The organism is Qipengyuania sp. ASV99 (genome assembly GCF_047872805.1).
Classification (GTDB): Bacteria; Pseudomonadota; Alphaproteobacteria; order Sphingomonadales; family Sphingomonadaceae; genus Erythrobacter.
Map to the genome: position 1 here is coordinate 59,838 of NZ_JBLQUK010000013.1, position 18,210 is coordinate 78,047.

The window sequence follows — 18,210 nt, forward strand, 5'->3', positions numbered from 1 at the left end:
CCAACCAGGCGAAAGCCTGTCCTGAACCTGCCAAAGAAAACCATGCCCCCGCTGTAACAGCCGCAAGGGGTGTAGGAAACGCGCGGGGGCTCTCGCCGCTCTCGCCGCTCTGGCCGCAAGCCCCGCCGCCGCGCCCCCAACCATCACCCCAGCCCCGCTTGCCCAAACCCGCGCGGTCGGGCAATTGGGCGGTAAAGGGGAGCGCATGTGAGCCTAGTTGACGAACTTCTTAGGGCCAAGACAGAAGAGGACGTCAAAGACGCCTATATCAAGGCTCTGGGCCTGAAAGGCGTATTCAAGGGTTTGGTCGATATTCAGACCCCCGAGATTTGGTTCGAGGCCAAGGAATCCCCGACCCCGCCTCTGCTGATGTTCGCACAATTGCTCACCTATGTCCGCGCCGCGCGCTTACGCGGGGAGGCAATCCCCGGCTTCCTGTGTGTGATCGATCGCGAGAAAGCCGCGCTGATGGCGACCGACCACGCCATACCAATCCTTGAAGACAAGACGATCATATGGCCCAAATCAGGATCAAAGGCGGACAAGACGCTGGCCGCTGCCATCGCGCCTTATGTCGAGAGCCATTACGTCCTGTACGAAATCGAGGATTACGAAGTGGAATTCATCAAGGCGACCAAGGACGCGATCCGCGAAGGACGCATCATCCGCACCCAGATCACGCCCGACAATCTGCGGCAGGTGTTTGACCGGTGGGTCGAGATGGTCGGCGTCGAACTTGGCGTGACCAGTGAAGCCGATTACGCCGTGCTGTTCTTTGCCGATATCATGCACGATGGCGAGAACGCGGCGATGACCAATCTGCCCGCGCGCCTGCTCTATGATGGGGAAAAGCCGGTGTTTCTGCTCCACGGCGAAACCTACGATCTCGCCAGCGAGCGCGGCTATTACAATTTCTGGAAAATCTACCACCGCCCGCCGGAGAAAGAATATCGGCACTATCTGCTCGAACGACGCGACAGCCTGCTGCCGATTGACGATCAGAAGTTCAAGGGCGCTTATTACACCCCGCTGCACATCGTCGATAAAGCCTATGACCAATTGACCGCCACGCTGGGCGAGAATTGGCAGAGCAAATATATCGTTTGGGATATGTGCGCGGGCGTTGGCAATCTGGAGGCCAAGCACTCCAATCTGCGTAATGTCTATATGTCCACCCTGGACAAGGAAGACGTGACGATCATGCGCAGCAACCCGGCCTTCGCTGGGGCCGAGATTTTCCAGTATGATTATCTGAACGACGACATCACCGATTTTGGCGAGATTGATTATTCGATCACGGACAAGGTGCCGCAATCCTTACGCGATGCGATTGCGGCGGCGCGCGAGGGGAAGAAAGGCGCGAAGCCGATACTGGTGCTGATTAATCCGCCTTATGCGGAGGCGATGAATGTCGAAAACACTTCGCAAGGTGGGGCGAAGGCGGGATTGAAAAGCGGTGTCTCGAAGACTCGTATCAGTGCAGGGATGGAGCACCTCGGCTACGCCGCGCGCGAATTGTTCGTGCAGTTTCTGCACCGCATCATGTCCGAACTGCCGCGGTCAAAGCTGGCGATGTTCAGCACGCTGAAATACGTGAATGCCCCGAACTTTGCTCTGTTTCGTGAGCAATGGACTGCCGAATATCTCGATGGATTCGTGGTTCACAGCAAAGCCTTTGACGGGCTGAAAGGCAATTTCCCGATTGGGTTCTTGATCTGGAACTTGGCCGCAACTCGTCCAGCCAAGTCAGTCGGCACGATTGCGGTAGACAAGGCTGGGGACTTCGTCGCGCAGCATATCTTCTATCGCGAGCCACTTCGTTTGCCTCTGGCGGAGTGGATTGTTCGCCCACGCTCAAACCGAACACCTGCGTTGCCTCTCAAGAACGCCATTGAGCCAACCTCCAGTACAAAGGATGTTCGGGGGAGATGGTGGGCTGATGGAGCGATTGGCAGCATGATCGTCTTTGGTAACGATCTCCAGCATGCTTCTACAACGGGCTTGCTCGCATCGGGTTATGGGAATGCTGGCGCATTTTTCGTCACCAAAGAAAACCTCTGGCAAGCCGGCATCGTCTTTTCCGTCCGCCGCCTCATCAAACCCACATGGCTCAACGACCGCGACCAATTCCTGCAACCCAGCAAGTCGTTGACCGACGCGTTCAAATCCGATTGCCTCGTCTGGATGCTGTTCAACGGCAGCAATCTCACCGCCGGTGCCGATGGGCTGGAATGGAATGACCGGACATGGTCGCTCACCAATCACTTCATCCCCTTCACCGAAAGCGAAGTCGGCGCGAACGCCCGCTTCGAAAGCGACTTCATGGTGCGGTATATGGACGGGATGCACTTCTCGCCCGAGGCGCAGGCCGTTCTTGATGAAGGGCGCAAGCTCTGGGCCAAATACCACGCCACAAGCTTCCCCAAACGCATCCGCGAAGACCTGAAACTGAACCGCGCCGATGCCGGATGGTATCAGATCCGACGCGCGCTCGAAGCGTATGGGGACACCGAATTAACTGACTTCGATCCGTTCAAGGCAGCCTACGCCGCGCTGTCTGACAAGCTGCGCCCGATGGTGTTTGAACTCGGGTTCCTGCCAGAATAGAGCGGCAATTGCTTCAAATCCGCCCATCCTGAGCCTATCGAAGCACTGCAATTCTTTGAACTTCATTGCAGAAGAACGAAGGGCGGTGCTTCGACAAGCTCAGCACGAAGAAGGCCGGGGGCAAGGGGTCCGCGCCAACAGGCGCACCCAGCGCCGCTTGATTTACAAGGCGAAAAGCCAAGCCTCGGATCGCTTCCGTTGGACGAGTAAACTTTAGCAAGCTGGACCCCGGGTCAGGCCCGGGGTGACGATAGGGCTACGGCTGCGCGTACTGCCATGCGCCAGCGGACATGGATTCCTCCATCGCTTAACCGATGATTTAGTTCTTTGTGGGACGCTTATTCTCATGCCTAGAATGACGACCCTTACAAAAGCCTTCGCCTTCTTTGGCGCGCATACGCACAACGTCCGTCAGGCGTGGTCTGCGATGTCACCTGACGGAAAAACGGTAGTGGTGACGCTGTGGGATCATGAGCGGGCAGCGGATGGCTCGGTCGATTACTTTGACTCAGTCAATCGCAGCCGATGGGAAAAGCGCTGGGGCAACCGAGAAAGAGCGCGGCATTTGCGTCACGCGCTTGAACACTGCGAAGGCAAGTTTCGTGTCGTTCGCGTGCTGGCGAGGGATAAAGGCCAAGATACCAAGCAGATCGCCAATCGCATTGCCGATCCCCACACCGTGATGCAGGTAACCCGCTTTGACGATTCTACAGGCGAGTTTGCAGCCCGCCCTGTGTAGTGCCCGGGGTGACGATAGGGGGCAAGGCTTGCGCCCCGTTTCTCTTTCTCTGCGTCTCCCTTTCCTCTGCGCGCTCTGCGTGAAACCCGATGCGCGCGGAGGACTCACCCCTTGCGCTTGGCTTTCTTGCGTTCGTGCGGGTCGAGCAGGGTTTTGCGCAGGCGGATGCTGAGCGGGGTGACTTCGACCATTTCATCGTCGTCAATATAGGCGATCGATTGTTCCAGGCTCATGCGGCGCGGGGGGGTCAGGCGGATCGCGTCATCCTTGCCGGTGGAGCGGACGTTGGAAAGCTGCTTGGCTTTCATCGGGTTGACTTCGAGATCGTCGGGCTTGGCGTTTTCGCCGATGATCATGCCTTCATAGACCTTCATCGACGGGCCAACGAACAATTCGCCGCGCTCTTCGAGCATGTTGAGCGCATAGGCGTTGGATTCGCCGTCGCCATTGGAGATCAGCACGCCGTTGCTGCGCCCTTCGATCGGGCCTTTATAGGGGCCGTATTTCTCAAACAGGCGGTTCATGATCCCGGTGCCGCGCGTGTCCGACAGGAATTCGCCGTGATAGCCGATCAGCCCGCGCGAAGGGGCGGAAAAGGTGATGCGGGTCTTGCCCACGCCCGAGGGGCGCATTTCGGTGAGGTCGGCTTTGCGGCGCTGCATTTTCTCCACGACCGTGCCCGAATGTTCCTCATCCACGTCGATGACGACGGTTTCATACGGCTCCATGCGTTTGCCGTCCTCTTCGCGCAGCAGCACGCGCGGGCGTGAAATGCCCAGCTCGAACCCTTCGCGGCGCATGGTTTCGATCAGCACGCCGAGTTGCAATTCGCCGCGCCCGGCGACTTCGAAAGCGTCCTTGTCCTCGGCCTCGGTCACGCGGATGGCGACGTTGGTTTCGGCCTCGCGCAGCAGGCGGTCGCGGATCATGCGGCTGGTGACCTTGGACCCTTCGCGCCCGGCAAGCGGGGAATCGTTGACCGAAAAACGCATGGCGAGCGTCGGAGGGTCAATCGGCTGCGCGGCGATCGGTTCGGTGACGCTGGGGTCGCAGATGGTGTTGGCCACGGTGGCTTTTTCAAGGCCCGCCAGCGCGATGATGTCGCCCGCGCGCGCGCTTTCGACCGGCACCCGCTCAAGCCCGTCAAAACTCATCAGCTTGGTCGCGCGGCCGACCTCGACGACCTTGCCGTTCATGTCGATGGCGTGGATCGGATCGTTGAGCTTGATCGTGCCCGACTGCACCCGCCCGGTGAGCACGCGGCCCATGAAATTGTCGCGGTCGAGCAGGGTCGCAAGGAAGCTGAACTTGCCTTCGGTGTCGAGCCCCGGCGGCGGGACGTGGTCAACGATCAGTTTGAACAAGGGATCGAGCGTGCCCGAACGCGCGTTCTCATCGTCAGAGGCATAGCCATCGCGGCCCGAAGCCCAGAGTGAGGGGAATTCGAGCTGGTCATCGTTCGCGTCGAGCGATGCGAACAGGTCGAACACTTCGTCGAGCACTTCCTGCGGGCGGCCATCGGAACGGTCGATTTTGTTCACGACCACAATCGGGCGCAGGCCCAGCGCGAGCGCCTTGCCGGTCACGAATTTGGTCTGCGGCATCGCGCCCTCGGCGCTGTCGACCAGCAGGATAACGCCGTCGACCATCGAGAGGATGCGTTCGACCTCAGCGCCGAAATCGGCGTGGCCGGGGGTGTCGACGATGTTGATGCGGGTGGTCTCGCCATTATGCTCCCATTCGACGCTGGTGCATTTGGCGAGGATGGTGATGCCGCGTTCCTTTTCGAGATCGCCCGAATCCATCGCGCGTTCTTCGACTCGCTGATTCTCGCGGAAAGTGCCCGATTGGCGGAACAATTGGTCGACCAGAGTGGTCTTGCCGTGGTCAACGTGCGCAATAATTGCGACATTGCGCAGCGAAGAGGCGGGTGCGGACATTATCATCAATTTCCATCAGGGCCCCTCCACGCAAAATCGTGGAGCCGGGCAGGGTGCAAAGGTGGTGCGCGGGTAGGGCGCGTTTGTGGCGGGTCTGCGACAGGCGGGGCGACGCTACGGAATGCTCCGCAGGCCGGTCTTGATGTTGCATTGCACCATAGCGGCGTGATTGGACGCGCGCCTAGCGCAGCGGAGCCGGGGCGGCAAGCCTTGTGGCACTTTGCACCCAATATCCGGACGCAGCGGGCCTGTAACGGGTGTGACGGTGTTGCAACAATAACCCCTGCACCCGCGCATTACCGGGCGTTAGCCGCTTGTCGGCGATGCAACACTAGCCTAACACGGCCCTTAATCGAAGCTGCCGCTTCAGCATCTGGGGATGCAATGACAATAATCCGGCAGCGGTCGATGGGATTTGAGGAGAGATATTCCATGCGTTCCACTATTTCCGGCGCAGCCGGGTCGTATCGTTTCGCGCTGCTTTCGGGCGCGGCCGTGTTCGCCATTACCGCACCTGGTGCGGCCTTTGCACAAGATGCCGACCAACCGGAGCTTGAAGCGCCGCAGTCAGGCAACCAGATCATCGTGACCGCGTCAAAGCGCGAACAGACGCTTCAGGAAACCCCGATTTCGGTATCTGTGACCACCGGCGAAACGCTGGAACAGGCACAGATCCGCGACATCCTCGATCTTCAGACCGTTACCCCGTCGCTGCGCGTCAGCCAGTTGCAGAGCGCATCGGCTTCGACTTTCATCATTCGCGGCTTCGGCAATGGCGACAACAATTTCGGCATCGAACCATCGGTTGGCGTGTTCATCGACGGCGTGTTCCGCTCACGCTCCGCAGCATCGCTTTCCGACCTTCCCAATGTTCAACGCATCGAAGTGCTGAACGGCCCGCAATCGACTCTGTTCGGCAAGAACGCATCGGCAGGCGTCATCTCGGTTGTGACCCGCGTCCCGCAATTCGAATTCGGCGGCGCGGTTGAGGCGACCTATGGCAATTTCAACGCCTTCACGCTGAAAGGCGACATCACCGGCCCGATCAGTGAAAACATCGCGTTCTCGGTCGACGGCAGCTACAACCGCCGCGATGGTTACGCCACGATCGTCAACCTCGATCAGGAAATCTCGGACCGCAATCGTTGGTCGGCGCGCGGGCAATTGCTGATTGAACCGACCCCTGATCTCACTATCCGGTTGATCGGTGATTATTCGAACATTGACGAGGTTTGCTGTCAGGTCAGCACGTTGGTTGCCGGGCCGACTGCGGCGGGCATTTTCGGAGTGGGCGGCGCGCTCGACACCGATTTCTTCAGCTACAACACATTCCTCAATCAACAGCCGATCAACACTGTAGACAATTACGGCGGCTCGATGCAGATCGATTGGGAAACCGGACCGATTTCGGTAACCTCGATCACCGCCTATCGCGAACTTGACAACTTCCTCAATCAGGATGTCGATTTCACCAGCGCGGATATCGTCACCGAGACCCGCGACCAGAAAGTCGAAACCTTCACTCAGGAATTGCGGATTGCCTCTGATTTTGATGGCCCGCTTAACTTCCTGCTTGGCGGATATTATTTCGATGAAAGCATTTCCCAGAATAGCGGCCTGACAACCGGCACACAGGCGCGGCCTTTCTTTGAATTGCTGGGCGGCGGGATTGGCCTGTTCGGCGGCGTCGAAGCGGGACTGGGTTTGCCCAATGGCGTGATTTTCTCCGCTGGCCCGCTGACCGCAGAGAATTTCTCGATGGAGAACACCTCCTATTCGGTCTTCGGCACGGTTGATTTTGAACCCACCGATGGCCTCGTGTTCACCGCCGGGTTCAACTACACTGACGACAGCAAGGATTTTGCGCTCAGCCAGACAGCGTTCGATGAGCTGAGCAATATCAATCTGGTTGATGCCTTCATCGTTGGCGGCATTGCTCAGGCATTGCAAATCCCACCGGGCCAGGTGACGCCAGATGTGATTGCCGGTTTTGCTGCAAATCCGGCAACCGCGCCGTTTTTTGCAGGGATTACAGCGGCGGCGCTCGACCCTGCACAGAACCCGCTGTTGGGGCTGCAACCTTTCCAGTTCCAACCGCCGTTCGTCACCGTTCCTAACGCTGTTGAAGACGGACGGACCAATGATGACAAGCTGACCTATTTGTTCCGCGCCGCATATCAGGTGTCGAACGAGGTCAACATCTACGCCAGTTACTCGACCGGCTTTAAGGCAAGCTCGGTGAACCTGTCGCGTGACAGCCGCCCGCTGGCTTCAGACTTCACCGCTGGACCGCGCGGTTCGACGATCCTTGCGCCTTCATCGCCAATCCTCAACGCCGGGCTGGCCGTGGCCAACCTGACTTCGGGCACCCGCTTTGCCGGGCCGGAAGAAGCCGAAGTCTATGAAATCGGCATCAAGGCGCAGTGGGAAGGGGTTGGTTTCAACCTCGCGCTGTTCGACCAGACGATCGAAGGCTTTCAGAGCTTTGCCTTCACTGGCACGGGCTTTGCGCTGGCCAATGCTGGTCAGCAATCGGTCAAGGGTTTTGAATTCGATTCAACCATTAGCCCGACCGATGGCCTCGTCTTCACCTTTGCGATGACCTATCTTGATCCGCTGTTCGATGATTTCCCCGGCAGTGTTCTGGGCGATCTGACCGGCGTGCGTCCGGCGGGCATTCCGGAAATCGCGATTGCGACCAGCGCAACCTACACCCATGAATGGGATAGCGGGATGCGTCTGATCAGCCGCATTGATTACAACCACGAAAGCAACACGCCGATCAACAACGGCCTGCCGACCTTCAATGCGTCGCTTGGCAACACCCAGATCTTTAACCGTGAAGTCAATCTGGTGAACACCTCGGTAACACTGGTGCTCAACAACGGGCTCGAAGTCGGCGCCTTCGCGCGCAATCTGTTCGACGATCAATACATCATCACGGTGTTCGATGGCGTCGCGCAGTCGGGCACGGTTTCGGGCTATCCCAGCCAGCCGCGCACCTATGGCGGCGTGGTGCGGTTCAAATTCTGATCTGAACCAAATGACTTGATTAATGAAAGGGCTCCGCCAGCGATGGCGGGGCCTTTTCGTTTGATTTTTGTTGTGCTTGGCGCGGCGATGTGGTGCTTTCGCGGCGGATCAAACAGAGGGGGATCTCATATGGAATGGATGCTGTTGCCGCTTAAACGCTACGCCGATTTTTCGGGGCGCTCGCGGCGTATGGAATATTGGATGTTCGCGTTGATGAACTTTGTGATTGCGATGGTCCTGATGGGGCCATTCGTATTCTCAATGATTGGCGCAGCTGCCGATCCGATGACCGTCGATGCCGATCCTTTCGCTGCGGTGGGAACTTTGGGCACGATTGGACTTGGGATCTACGGGCTATATGCTTTGGCTATTATTGTTCCCAGCATTGCAGTCGTCGTGCGCCGCCTGCATGATCGGGATATGTCCGGCTGGTGGTATCTTGGCGTGATGGTGGCGAGCCTCATTCCGCTGGTCGGACTGATCGCCAGCATCGCATTTCTGGTGCTCATGTTCCTGCCCGGCACTCCGGGCCCGAACCGCTTCGGACCCGACCCCAAGAGCGACGAGGCTGAAACCTTCGCATGATGGGCGTGCGGGGGCGGCCCAGCCACTCCCGCCGCTTTTGGCCCTTGGCGGGCTAAAGCTCGCGCAGCGCCTGTGCCGGTTTCGCCCTTAGCAGCGGCAGCGAACCGCCCAGCGCAAACGCCAGCACCATCGCCAGCCCAAGCCCCAGCACCGCCAGCACCGCGCCCCAATCGGGCAGCCAGTCAAATTCGAACAATTGCGTGATGATGACCCACGCAAGCCCGGAACCCAGCGCCAGCGCCACCAGCGCCAGCGCGGCGGCGATCAGGCCATATTCGGCCAGTTGCAGCCCGAGGATCTGCCGCCTGCTCGCGCCCAGCACCCGCAGCACCACCGTGTCATAGGTCCGCGCCGCGCGCGCCGCTGCTATCGCGCCCATCAGCACCGCCAGCCCCGCCAGCACCGCCACCGCCGCCGCCGCCAGCGTGGCGAGGCCCACTTGCTCCAGCAGCACGCGCGCCTGCACCAGCACTTCGCCCACTTCGACCAGAGAGCTGGACGGAAATTCCTGCACCATGGCGCGCAGCAATTCGCCGCGCAATTCAGGGTCAGCGCTGGCAGGTAGGTCGATGGTCGCGGCCAGTTTGTGCGGTGCATCGGCAATGGCGTTGCGCGAAAAGACGAGGGTAAAATTGAACCCCATCGTCTCCCAATCGATTTCACGCAGATTGGCGATTCGAACCGGCCGCTCTGCCCCGAGAATACCGATGGTCAGCATGTCGCCGACTTTCAGCCCCGCCGCATCGGCAAATTGCTTGTCGATCGAAACCAGCGGTTCGCCGTCATGCATCGGGCTCCACCATGTGCCGTCAACCACGCGGCTGCCTTCGGGAGCGGTGTCGGAATAGGTGATCCCGCGTTCACCGCGCAGCGCCCATGCGCCATCGGGGATTTCTTCGAGGTCGGCGACCCGCTGCATCGAGTCCTCCGGGCCGAAAGCAAGGATCGCGCCCCGCAGCGTGGGAACCGTGCGCAATTGCGCATCGGGAAAGCGGGTCTGCACCAGATCAAAGAACCGGCCTTCGCGTTCGGGCGGCACGTCGATCACGAAATAATCAGGCGCCTCGCGCGGGACGCGGCTCTGGATATTGCCGTCAATCGCGCTCTGAATCGCGGCGAGCAGCACGAAAGAGGCGAGGCCAAAGCCCAGCGCGGTGACCAGCGCGCCGGTCGGTGCGCCGGGGCGATAGATGTTGGACAATGCGGATCGCAGCAGCGGATTGGCTGGCCGCGGCAGTTTGCGCGCCCCCCATTGCAGCAGCAAGCCCAGCCCAGCGAGCAGCGCCAGCGCGCCGCCGGCTCCAATCAGGAACCCGCCCGACAACCATGGCTGCGCGGTGGTCAGCAGCGCCAGCACGCAGATCGCCGCAATCCCGGTGCCGGTGGCAAGCAGCGCGCGCCGGTCGCGCGTCAGCGGGACAATGCGGCTGCGCATCAGCGCCATCGCCGGAAAACTGCGCGCGCGCAGCAATGGTGCAGCGGCAAAGGCAAACGCGACCAGCAGGCCGTAAGCGCCCGCCAGCAGCAGCGGCGCAGGCTCGATCACGAAACCGCTCTCCACCGGCAGCAACCCGTCCAGAGCCGCGCCGAGCAGCGGTGTAACCAACACCCCCGCCGCCAATCCCAATGCGCTGCCCAGCGAGGCCGCGACCGCGATCTGAAGCGCATAAATCCGCACGATGTCGCGTGATGATGCGCCCAGCACCTTCAAGGTGGCGATGCTGGAGCGGCGTTGATCGAGATAGGACGATACTCCCCCCGCAATCCCGATGCCCGCAATCACCAGCGCGGCAAGACCGACCAGCGTGAGGAAATCGCTCATCTGCCGGACGAACCGGTCCGCGCCGGGTGAGGCGCGGTCGCGGCTGCGGAAATCGAAACCGGCGTTGGGAAACGCCTCGGTCAGCGCCTCCTCCACCGCTTCGGGATCGGCCGAGCTGTCGGCAAAGGCGATCCGGTACTTGCTCTGAAACAGCGATCCCGGCTGGATCAATCCGGCCGATCCGGGAACATTGCGCGCGACCAGCACGGTGGGGCCAAGCTGGAACCCTTCGGACAGGCGGTCGGGCTCGTTCTCGATCACACCGGCGGCGGTGAGGGTCATGGTGCCGACCCGGAACCTGTCGCCGACTTCGATGTCGAGCCGGTCGAGCGCGCCCTGAGCGAGATAGGCATCGCTGGCGCTGGGCGCGCCCGGCGTCCGCCCATCGCTGAGCGTGAAGGTGCCATAAAGCGGCCATTGGGCGTCCACCGCCTTTAGCTCGACCGGTGCGGCGGCGCTGTCGGTGGTTGCCATCGCCTGCATCCGATAGCCGCCGGAAATGGCGCCATATTCGCCCAGCGCCAGCAATTCATCTTCGTTGAGGTCGCGCTGCCACACTTCGACTTCGAGATCGCCGCCGAGCAATTCACGGCCCGAGGATTGCAACTCGCGCTCGATCGAAGCGGTCAGCGTGCCGATCGCCGCCAGCGCCGCCGTGCCCAGGAATATGCAAATCAGCAGCAGCCGCAGCCCGCGAAATCGCGCGTTGAGATCGCGCCGTGCGATGTGCCACGCTGCGCCCCAACTCAGGCCATTGGTCGCGGCGGCATCGGCGGTCATTCGGCGGCCTCGGCCGGGGTCGTCTGCGCGGCGCGGCGCGTATCGGACACTATCACCCCGTCAGCCATGGTCAGCACCCGGTCACAGCGCCGCGCCAGCGCCGGGTCATGGGTGATAATCAGCAAGGTCGCGCCGGCTTCCGCGCGGCGGGCAAACAACAGGTCTATGATTTCCTCTCCCGTGCCGACGTCAAGATTGCCGGTTGGTTCATCGGCAAAGATCAATCCAGGGCGCGGCGCGGTGGCGCGAGCGATGGCGACGCGCTGTTGCTCTCCGCCCGATAGCTGAGCGGGGTAATGCCCGGTGCGGTGGCCCAGACCCACGGCCTCAAGTTCGGCCACGGCGCGCGCGCTGGCATCCTTGCTACCCGCAAGTTCCATCGGCGTCGCGACATTCTCTGCGGCGGTCATGGTCGGAAGCAGATGGAAAGCCTGAAGCACGATCCCGATCCGGCCTCGACGTGCAGCGGCAAGGCCGTCTTCATTGAGGCTGGCGAAATCTGCGCCCGCGACATTGAGCGTCCCGCCGCTGGCCCGTTCCAGCCCGGAAAGCACCGCCATCAGCGAGCTTTTGCCTGAACCCGACGGGCCAAGCAGTGCGGCCACCTCGCCGTAAGCAATGTCGAGATCAATCCCGCGCAAAATATCCACCGGCGCAGCATTGCTGCCGAGCGTGAGGGTGAGATTGCGGGCGGAGATGGCCAGTTCTGGCGCGGTTTTAGAAGGGTTTGTCACTCAGACCAGATGGGATAGAGGGGACGCAGACACAAGGCTCAATCAAAAAGGTTCGCAGATCATTATGGGCAATTGGCCGAAAGTCATGGGATCGATGGTGCGCGCCGCTTTGCGCGGTTCGATTTGCGCCGCCGCCGCATTTGCCATGGTGGCGTGCGGTTCACAGGCACCCGAAAGCGCTCCGCAAACCGAAAGCGGAGCAATTGCCGAGGGCGAAATGGCGATCCCGGTGATGGGCGAACAGGTCGATATCATCGCCTTTGGCGACAGCCTGTTCGCCGGATACGGCCTCGACAACCCGCAGGATTCGTACCCGGCCAAGCTGGAGGCGGCGCTCAGGTCGCGCGGGATCAATGCAGCGGTGGTGAATTCCGGCGTATCGGGCGATACCAGCGCAGCCGGGCTGAGCCGGATGGAATTTGTGCTCAACGCGCAAGGCAATACGCCTGACCTGTTTATCCTGGAACTGGGCGGCAACGATCTGCTGCGCGGCCTTTCCCCTGCCGAAACGCGCGCCAATTTCGAAGCCATGCTGGAGATGCTGAAAGCCCGCGACATTCCGGTGCTGATTATGGGGATGCGCAGCCCAGCCAATTACGGCCCGGAATATCAGGCGGAGTTCGACGCGCTCTACGGTGATCTTGCGCAGGAATATTCGGCGCAGATTGTCCCGTTCTGGCTGGAAAGCATTTATCAGGACCCCACGCTGTTTCAGTCGGACCGTATCCATCCCACCGAAGAGGGGATCGAGGCATTGGTTGCAGCGACGTTGGATGATGTGGCTAAGGCTTTGCCCGAAGAGGGTTAAAGCGACACCGTATCAGGCGCGTTCCAGCGTCCCGCCGCTGACCCGCCAGATTGCCGCTTCGGATGCGATATCGGCAAAAGGGGCAAGTTCGGTCCCGGTCATCCACACCTGCGCCGCGCCGCTGCGCAGACGGCGGAACAATTCGCTGCGGCGCAAGGGGTCAAGATGCGCGGCGACTTCATCGAGCAGCAGCACGCTGGGCCGCCCCGATGATGCCAGCGCGCCATAGGCCAGCGTGATCGCGATCAGCATCGCCTTTTGCTCTCCGGTGGAACAGGATGCGGCGGGCTGTCTGCTGGAGGCCATAACCACTTCAAGCTCATCGCGGTGCGGACCGGTCAGCGCGCGCCCGGCGGCGCGGTCGCGCGGCCGGTGGCGGGCGAGGGCGGCACGCAGCTCTGACGCAGCAAAGGGACCACCCGCGCGGTAGGTCAGCACCGGACGCGCAAAGGGTTCGGGCGGCAAGGTGGACAGTTCTTCGGCGAGCAAGGCGATTGTCTGCGCGCGGGTGCGCGCCACCTCGCTGCCATGCTGCGCCGCCTGCGCCTCAATCGCGTCAAGCCAGCGCGCTTCGCCGCGTTCCTCCAGCAACCGATTGCGCTCTCTCAGCGCCTTTTCAAGCTGGCTGACCGCGCGCGCATGGTCTGGCTCTATCGCCAGCGCCATGCGGTCAACGAACCGCCGCCGCGCGGCTGCGCTGTCGGTGAACAATCCATCCATCGCCGGGGTCAGCCATGAAACGGCATGCCACTGTGCCAGACTGCCCGCGCTGGCCTCTGCCCCGTTGATGCGCACCTGACGGCGAGCGGGGCGGGATGTCTGCGTATAGGTGCCGATGCGTGCGGAAATCTGCCCCTGTTCGATCAGGTTCGCACCGATGGCAAACGCGCCGGGGGCGGTGTCAAGCGATCCGCGCCGAGCCAGATCGGTAAGGGCCGCGCGCCGCAAACCGCGCCCCGGACTCAGCAGCGAAATCGCTTCGAGCACATTGGTCTTGCCCGCGCCATTTTCGCCGACCAGCAAATTGAAATGCGCGGTTTCGGCAAGCTCGCTCGCGGCGTGATTGCGGAAGTTCTGCAGGGTGATCTTTGCAAGCGCCATGGTCGGCTACGGCCTAGCATGCGGCGGAATAAAGGCCAGCGCGCAGACCGCCTGAATCTGCAATCCCAAGAGATGGGAAAATTTCCCAAGCTTTCGGATTGATGAACAAGGTGTAAAGAGCTGTATCATGCGAAAATCCCGGAATTCCGCCATTTTTCGAGTTTGGCACACCTCCTGCAATGTATTTGGCATCCCGGGATGGTCCCGGAAACACAGTCAAACACACAGATGGAGATACCAAAATGACCGCAATCAACCTTTCGAACCGCTTCGCCGCAGCCGCTTTCTCGCTGGTGATTTCAGCCGCACTGTTCGCTTACGCCATCGTTCCCGCCAGCCCGACGCTCGCCTGACAATCAGCCCGAAATCGGGCCAGACCTTTCAATCAAGGACCCTCTCGCAATGTTTAACCAAGACACTTCAACCCGCCTGTTCGCCGCTGCATTCTCGGTGGTGCTGTCGGCAGCGTTCTTTGCCTATGCGATCATTCCGGCGAGCCCCGGCGTGATGGCCTGAACCGGCCCCGCATCAACCCCCTGACCCCAAAAGGACCCCGTAATGTATTCCTTCTTTGAACTATCCGGCACCGCAGGCGCGCGCTTCGCCGCTGTGGCAGGCGCATTGCTGGTCACTGCGATCATGCTGAGCGCATCGATCCTGCCCGCCACACCGGCTGCGACTTACACGATTGGAGCGCTGGCATGAGCAATCTGACCAACCGCAACGGCGGACCGCCGCGCGCCGGGTTCCGGCTCGATAAACACGATGGCAAGCTGTTCGGCGTATGCGCCGGGCTGGCCAATTGGTCGGGCGTCGATGCGCTGATCTGGCGGCTGGGCTTTGTCGCCGCAGCGCTGCTCGGGATCGGCTTTCCGGTGCTGATCTATATCGCCATTGCCGTAATCGCAGATTGATGAGCGCAGCGTGATACGAGCCGACCCGGTTTTCACCGACGGCTGCGCCTTCGAATATAGAGAAAACCGGGAGGGGCCATATGGCCCCTCTCTTTTTGCCTCAGACGTATGGCTCACATTGCGGATATGCCGCCGTCCAGCTTGATTTCAGCCCCGGTCATGAACCGGCTTTCATCGCTCGCCAGATAGACCACCGCATTGGCGATGTCGTTGGGTTCGCCCACGAACCGCAGCGGGATCTGGCGCGCGAGTTTCTCCATCAACACATCCTTGTCGAGGCTGTGCGCGCGCGCGGTGCCATCAAGGATCGGCGTATCGACAAAGGTCGGGTGCACCGAATTGCAGCGGATCTGCATGTTCTTTTTCGCGCAGTGCAGCGCGATGGATTTCGACAGCATCCACACGCTTGCCTTGGATGCGTTATAGGCCGGCATAGTGTCGCTGGCGATCAGTCCGGCGATGCTGGAGATGTTGATGATCGACCCCGGCGCATGTTCGCGCATCAAGGGCAAAGTCTTTTGACAGCCGTGAAAGATCGAATCGACATTGATCGAGAAGCACCGTTTCCAGTCGTCGAAATCACAGGCCTCGATATTGCCCGGCACCCCGATCCCGGCGTTGTTGACCAGCACGTTAAGCCCGCCAAGGTGTTCGCGCGCGGCATCGACTGCGGCTTCCCACGCCGCCGGATCGGTGACGTCATGCGCAATGCTGAAAGCCGTGCCAGCGCCCATTTCAGCGTTGACGATTTCCGCTGTTTCCGCTGCGCCTGCGCCGTTAATGTCGGTCGCCAGCACCCGCGCGCCTTCTTGCGCCAGCCGGATGCAATGCGCGCGGCCCAGTCCTTGCGCGCCGCCGGTTACCAATGCGAGTTTGCCTTCGCAGCGTTTCGTCATTCCAATTCCACTCCCAGATGTTCGGGCATTTTTGCCGCGATTGTGTCAGGCCAGATAATTCATGAACAGCGCAATGCGCACATCGACCGCGTGACCGGCGCTGCGCCATTGTTCGACAAAGCGGTCAATATCGTGAAGCGCGACGCGGTGGATATTGATGTTCTCGCCTTCGATCCCGCCGCCTTCGCTGATCCGGGTCAGGCCCGTCGCGCGCAGCAGGGTGAAACATTCAGAGACCATGCCGGGGGAGGAATAAAATTCGCCCAGCACTTCGAGCTTTGCGGCGCTGTATCCGGTTTCTTCCTCCAACTCGCGCGCAGCGGCGTCGATCGCGGCTTCGCCTTCGCTGCCGTCATCGTCGCCCACCAGACCGGCGGGAATTTCGAGACAGAAGCGGCCCAGCGGCACGCGGTATTGGCTGACCAGAATGGCGTGGCGGGTGCCGTCAGCATCCTCGTCAATCGCGATGATCGCCGCCGCCCTGATACCGCGCGCACGGCCGACATATTCCCAGCGGCCCCGGCGTTTGGCGGTAATGAAGCGGCCTGCCCATACGGTCTCTTCGGGCTTGTCCGCATCGGCATGGCGCACCATGCCCGGTCTATTTTCTGTATCACTCATGGTGACGGGGCCTAGACCTCGATCAGCCGGTCGGGAAGCTCATTCTTGTCATCGTCGCCGCGCGGGAAATGCTGTGCCAGCACAAATCCTACATCGCGCACCCCGGCGGCCATGCCTTCCGCGATCCGGCCGCGTCTGATTTCGGCCAGCATGTCGCCCATCGCCTCGCCCCAGACCTCGGCGTTCACTTTTTCAGCGATGGTCTCATCAGCGACGATTTCGGCGCGGTGTTCGCGCATCGACAGGTAGATCAGCACGCCCGTGCGGCCCGTGGTGCGGCGTTCTGCGCCGACCTTGAAATGCATGATCGCCTGCGCATGGGCGCGTGCGGTCTTGAGCGGGGCGGGGATCAGCGCGAATTTCAGCGGTTCCCACAATTGCGCCGCCCAGGTTAGCGCAAAGGCTATCAGGCCGAGCGCTATGGTCATGCTGGCCAGCTCGCCCGTGGTCCATTCGTGGCTCCATCCACCGATCAGCATGTCCCACAGACCGAGGAACGGCGCGGGCAGCACCGCAAACACGCTCATCGCGGTAAAGGACAATGCCGCCGCCCATAACAGCGCAACATCGTGATAATTGTCTGACCGGTCGGCGAGCACGGTGACGATTTCGCCCGAGGTCTGCGCCTCGGCTGCGCCAACGGCTTGCGAAACAATCTGGTGCTGTTCCAGGGTGAGATAAGCCATGTTCTACCACCCCCCGGAGGCGCCGCCGCCCCCAAATGAACCGCCGCCGCCGGAAAACCCGCCGCCGCCGCCAAATCCGCCGCCGCCGCCCCAGCCGCCGCCTCCAGAGCCGCCACCGCTCATCGCACCGCGCGCAATCGCGCTGCCGATTTCCCACAGGATGATGTTGGAGGCCGCCTCGCCCAGACCGTCGGCAACGCCGTCGCTGCGCTCACCCCACGGCCCTTTGCCCTTGGAGCGATAGCGTCTGCGCCGCCGGCTGCCGCGAATGATCGGCAGGATGAAGAAAAACACCATGAAACCGAGCCATATCAGCGCGCCAAAGGGTATTCCGCCGTCGCTCTCGCGCGTCTCACTGGCCTGCTGCGACACCTGCGCAGCTTCTTCTGGCGTTAGCTGCAATTGGGCGATAATCGCATCGGCTCCGGCCACGATGCCGCCGGGAAAATCATTGTCGCGGAAACGCGGAATAATGAAATTCTGAATGATAATCGCGGACAGAGCATCGGTCAGATAGCCTTCCAGCCCATATCCAACCTCGATCCGCACTTTGCGTTCGTTCGGCGCGACCAGCAGCAGCGCGCCGTCATTGCGCGTTTCATCGCCAAGCCCCCATTCGCGCCCCAGCCGGTAACCGTAATCGGCAATGTCGTAGCCTTCGAGATCGGGCACCGTGGCGACAACCAACTGACGCTGCGTCTGCGCCTCAAGCGTTTCGAGCTTGGCGGTGAGTTCGGCCTCGACATCGGCGGGAATGATATCGGCATTGTCGACCACCCGCCCAGTGAGCGCAGGAAACTCCTGCGCGGCGAGGGGCTGCGCCGTAAGCGGTGGGCGCCCCCCCCCCCCCCCCCCCCGGGGGGGGGGGGGGGGCCCCCCCCCCCCCCCCCCGGGGGGGGGGGGGGGGGGGGGGGGGGGGGGGGGGGGCCGGGGGGGGCGGCCGG

Annotated in this window: 17 protein-coding genes; 9 read left to right on the top strand and 8 right to left on the bottom strand. The window is 61.5% G+C overall.

Features of this window, described 5'->3' with window-relative positions; genetic code table 11:
* The first annotated feature begins 207 nt into the window (after window positions 1–207).
* Window positions 208–2,607, top strand: a complete 2,400-nt coding sequence (locus ACM64M_RS12995; RefSeq protein ID WP_416229131.1) for a hypothetical protein — start codon at window positions 208–210, stop codon at window positions 2,605–2,607.
* Window positions 2,608–2,962: 355 nt separating this feature from the next.
* Window positions 2,963–3,346: a hypothetical protein gene (locus ACM64M_RS13000; RefSeq protein ID WP_416229132.1), complete on the top strand. Its 384-nt coding sequence runs from the start codon at window positions 2,963–2,965 to the stop codon at window positions 3,344–3,346.
* A gap of 104 nt (window positions 3,347–3,450) precedes the next feature.
* Here ACM64M_RS13000 and typA read toward each other — a convergent pair whose 3' ends face one another.
* A complete protein-coding gene (gene typA, locus ACM64M_RS13005; RefSeq protein WP_416229133.1) occupies window positions 3,451–5,286 on the bottom strand; it encodes a translational GTPase TypA in 1,836 nt (611 codons plus the stop codon).
* Between the two features lie 432 nt (window positions 5,287–5,718).
* Here typA and ACM64M_RS13010 point away from each other — a divergent pair, with 432 nt between their 5' ends.
* Together ACM64M_RS13010 and ACM64M_RS13015 are read left to right on the top strand one after the other, a co-directional pair.
* Window positions 5,719–8,319, top strand: a complete 2,601-nt coding sequence (locus ACM64M_RS13010) for a TonB-dependent receptor (RefSeq protein ID WP_416229134.1) — start codon at window positions 5,719–5,721, stop codon at window positions 8,317–8,319.
* A gap of 129 nt (window positions 8,320–8,448) precedes the next feature.
* Window positions 8,449–8,904, top strand: coding sequence for a DUF805 domain-containing protein (locus tag ACM64M_RS13015; protein WP_416229135.1), 456 nt, complete (start codon window positions 8,449–8,451; stop codon window positions 8,902–8,904).
* A gap of 52 nt (window positions 8,905–8,956) precedes the next feature.
* Here the strand turns inward: ACM64M_RS13015 and ACM64M_RS13020 are convergent, their stop codons facing one another.
* Entirely contained in the window at window positions 8,957–11,506 is a 2,550-nt protein-coding gene (locus tag ACM64M_RS13020) for an ABC transporter permease (RefSeq protein WP_416229136.1), read from the bottom strand.
* On the bottom strand, window positions 11,503–12,240 hold the full coding sequence (locus tag ACM64M_RS13025) for an ABC transporter ATP-binding protein (RefSeq protein WP_416229137.1): 738 nt from the start codon (window positions 12,238–12,240) through the stop codon (window positions 11,503–11,505). The genes ACM64M_RS13020 and ACM64M_RS13025 overlap by 4 nt, the downstream gene beginning before the upstream one ends.
* A 64-nt stretch (window positions 12,241–12,304) precedes the next feature.
* Here ACM64M_RS13025 and ACM64M_RS13030 point away from each other — a divergent pair, with 64 nt between their 5' ends.
* Window positions 12,305–13,048, top strand: a complete 744-nt coding sequence (locus ACM64M_RS13030; protein WP_416229138.1) for an arylesterase — start codon at window positions 12,305–12,307, stop codon at window positions 13,046–13,048.
* Between the two features lie 12 nt (window positions 13,049–13,060).
* Here ACM64M_RS13030 and recF read toward each other — a convergent pair whose 3' ends face one another.
* On the bottom strand, window positions 13,061–14,149 hold the full coding sequence (recF, locus tag ACM64M_RS13035; protein ID WP_416229139.1) for a DNA replication/repair protein RecF: 1,089 nt from the start codon (window positions 14,147–14,149) through the stop codon (window positions 13,061–13,063).
* Between the two features lie 242 nt (window positions 14,150–14,391).
* Between recF and ACM64M_RS13040 the strand changes: the two genes are divergently transcribed.
* The 4 genes from ACM64M_RS13040 to ACM64M_RS13055 are packed head-to-tail and all read left to right on the top strand — an operon-like array spanning window position 14,392 to window position 15,063.
* A complete protein-coding gene (locus ACM64M_RS13040; RefSeq protein WP_416229140.1) occupies window positions 14,392–14,502 on the top strand; it encodes an enoyl-CoA hydratase in 111 nt (36 codons plus the stop codon).
* 49 nt (window positions 14,503–14,551) lie between these two features.
* The gene (locus ACM64M_RS13045; protein ID WP_416229141.1) at window positions 14,552–14,665 is read left to right on the top strand and encodes an enoyl-CoA hydratase; all 114 of its coding nucleotides are present in this window, start codon (window positions 14,552–14,554) and stop codon (window positions 14,663–14,665) included.
* A gap of 42 nt (window positions 14,666–14,707) precedes the next feature.
* Window positions 14,708–14,854 (top strand): hypothetical protein, encoded by a 147-nt coding sequence (locus ACM64M_RS13050; RefSeq protein ID WP_416229142.1) that lies wholly within the window; start codon window positions 14,708–14,710, stop codon window positions 14,852–14,854.
* The gene (locus ACM64M_RS13055) at window positions 14,851–15,063 is read left to right on the top strand and encodes a PspC domain-containing protein (RefSeq protein ID WP_416229143.1); all 213 of its coding nucleotides are present in this window, start codon (window positions 14,851–14,853) and stop codon (window positions 15,061–15,063) included. Before ACM64M_RS13050 ends, ACM64M_RS13055 begins: the two co-directional genes overlap by 4 nt.
* A gap of 113 nt (window positions 15,064–15,176) precedes the next feature.
* Here ACM64M_RS13055 and ACM64M_RS13060 read toward each other — a convergent pair whose 3' ends face one another.
* Genes ACM64M_RS13060 through ACM64M_RS13075 form a run of 4 tightly spaced genes read right to left on the bottom strand, consistent with a single transcriptional unit; the run spans window position 15,177 to window position 18,043 of the window.
* Entirely contained in the window at window positions 15,177–15,959 is a 783-nt protein-coding gene (locus tag ACM64M_RS13060; protein WP_416229144.1) for an SDR family oxidoreductase, read from the bottom strand.
* A 45-nt stretch (window positions 15,960–16,004) separates the two neighbouring features.
* On the bottom strand, window positions 16,005–16,580 hold the full coding sequence (locus ACM64M_RS13065; protein ID WP_416229145.1) for an NUDIX hydrolase: 576 nt from the start codon (window positions 16,578–16,580) through the stop codon (window positions 16,005–16,007).
* Window positions 16,581–16,591: 11 nt separating this feature from the next.
* A complete protein-coding gene (locus tag ACM64M_RS13070) occupies window positions 16,592–17,266 on the bottom strand; it encodes a TPM domain-containing protein (RefSeq protein WP_416229146.1) in 675 nt (224 codons plus the stop codon).
* Between the two features lie 3 nt (window positions 17,267–17,269).
* Window positions 17,270–18,043 (bottom strand): TPM domain-containing protein, encoded by a 774-nt coding sequence (locus ACM64M_RS13075; protein WP_416229147.1) that lies wholly within the window; start codon window positions 18,041–18,043, stop codon window positions 17,270–17,272.
* Window positions 18,044–18,210 lie beyond the last annotated feature (167 nt).

What these genes read in the sequence shown, in the direction of transcription:
- ACM64M_RS13040 (WP_416229140.1), top strand. Translation starts at nt 14,392, where the DNA reads ATGACCGCAATCAACCTTTCGAACCGCTTCGCCGCAGCCGCTTTCTCG.
- ACM64M_RS13000 (WP_416229132.1), top strand. Translation starts at nt 2,963, where the DNA reads ATGACGACCCTTACAAAAGCCTTCGCCTTCTTTGGCGCGCATACGCAC.
- typA (WP_416229133.1), bottom strand. Translation starts at nt 5,286, where the DNA reads ATGTCCGCACCCGCCTCTTCGCTGCGCAATGTCGCAATTATTGCGCAC.
- ACM64M_RS13050 (WP_416229142.1), top strand. Translation starts at nt 14,708, where the DNA reads ATGTATTCCTTCTTTGAACTATCCGGCACCGCAGGCGCGCGCTTCGCC.
- ACM64M_RS13060 (WP_416229144.1), bottom strand. Translation starts at nt 15,959, where the DNA reads ATGACGAAACGCTGCGAAGGCAAACTCGCATTGGTAACCGGCGGCGCG.
- ACM64M_RS13020 (WP_416229136.1), bottom strand. Translation starts at nt 11,506, where the DNA reads ATGACCGCCGATGCCGCCGCGACCAATGGCCTGAGTTGGGGCGCAGCG.
- ACM64M_RS13045 (WP_416229141.1), top strand. Translation starts at nt 14,552, where the DNA reads ATGTTTAACCAAGACACTTCAACCCGCCTGTTCGCCGCTGCATTCTCG.
- ACM64M_RS13065 (WP_416229145.1), bottom strand. Translation starts at nt 16,580, where the DNA reads ATGAGTGATACAGAAAATAGACCGGGCATGGTGCGCCATGCCGATGCG.
- ACM64M_RS13015 (WP_416229135.1), top strand. Translation starts at nt 8,449, where the DNA reads ATGGAATGGATGCTGTTGCCGCTTAAACGCTACGCCGATTTTTCGGGG.
- ACM64M_RS13055 (WP_416229143.1), top strand. Translation starts at nt 14,851, where the DNA reads ATGAGCAATCTGACCAACCGCAACGGCGGACCGCCGCGCGCCGGGTTC.
- ACM64M_RS13070 (WP_416229146.1), bottom strand. Translation starts at nt 17,266, where the DNA reads ATGGCTTATCTCACCCTGGAACAGCACCAGATTGTTTCGCAAGCCGTT.
- recF (WP_416229139.1), bottom strand. Translation starts at nt 14,149, where the DNA reads ATGGCGCTTGCAAAGATCACCCTGCAGAACTTCCGCAATCACGCCGCG.
- ACM64M_RS13030 (WP_416229138.1), top strand. Translation starts at nt 12,305, where the DNA reads ATGGGCAATTGGCCGAAAGTCATGGGATCGATGGTGCGCGCCGCTTTG.
- ACM64M_RS13010 (WP_416229134.1), top strand. Translation starts at nt 5,719, where the DNA reads ATGCGTTCCACTATTTCCGGCGCAGCCGGGTCGTATCGTTTCGCGCTG.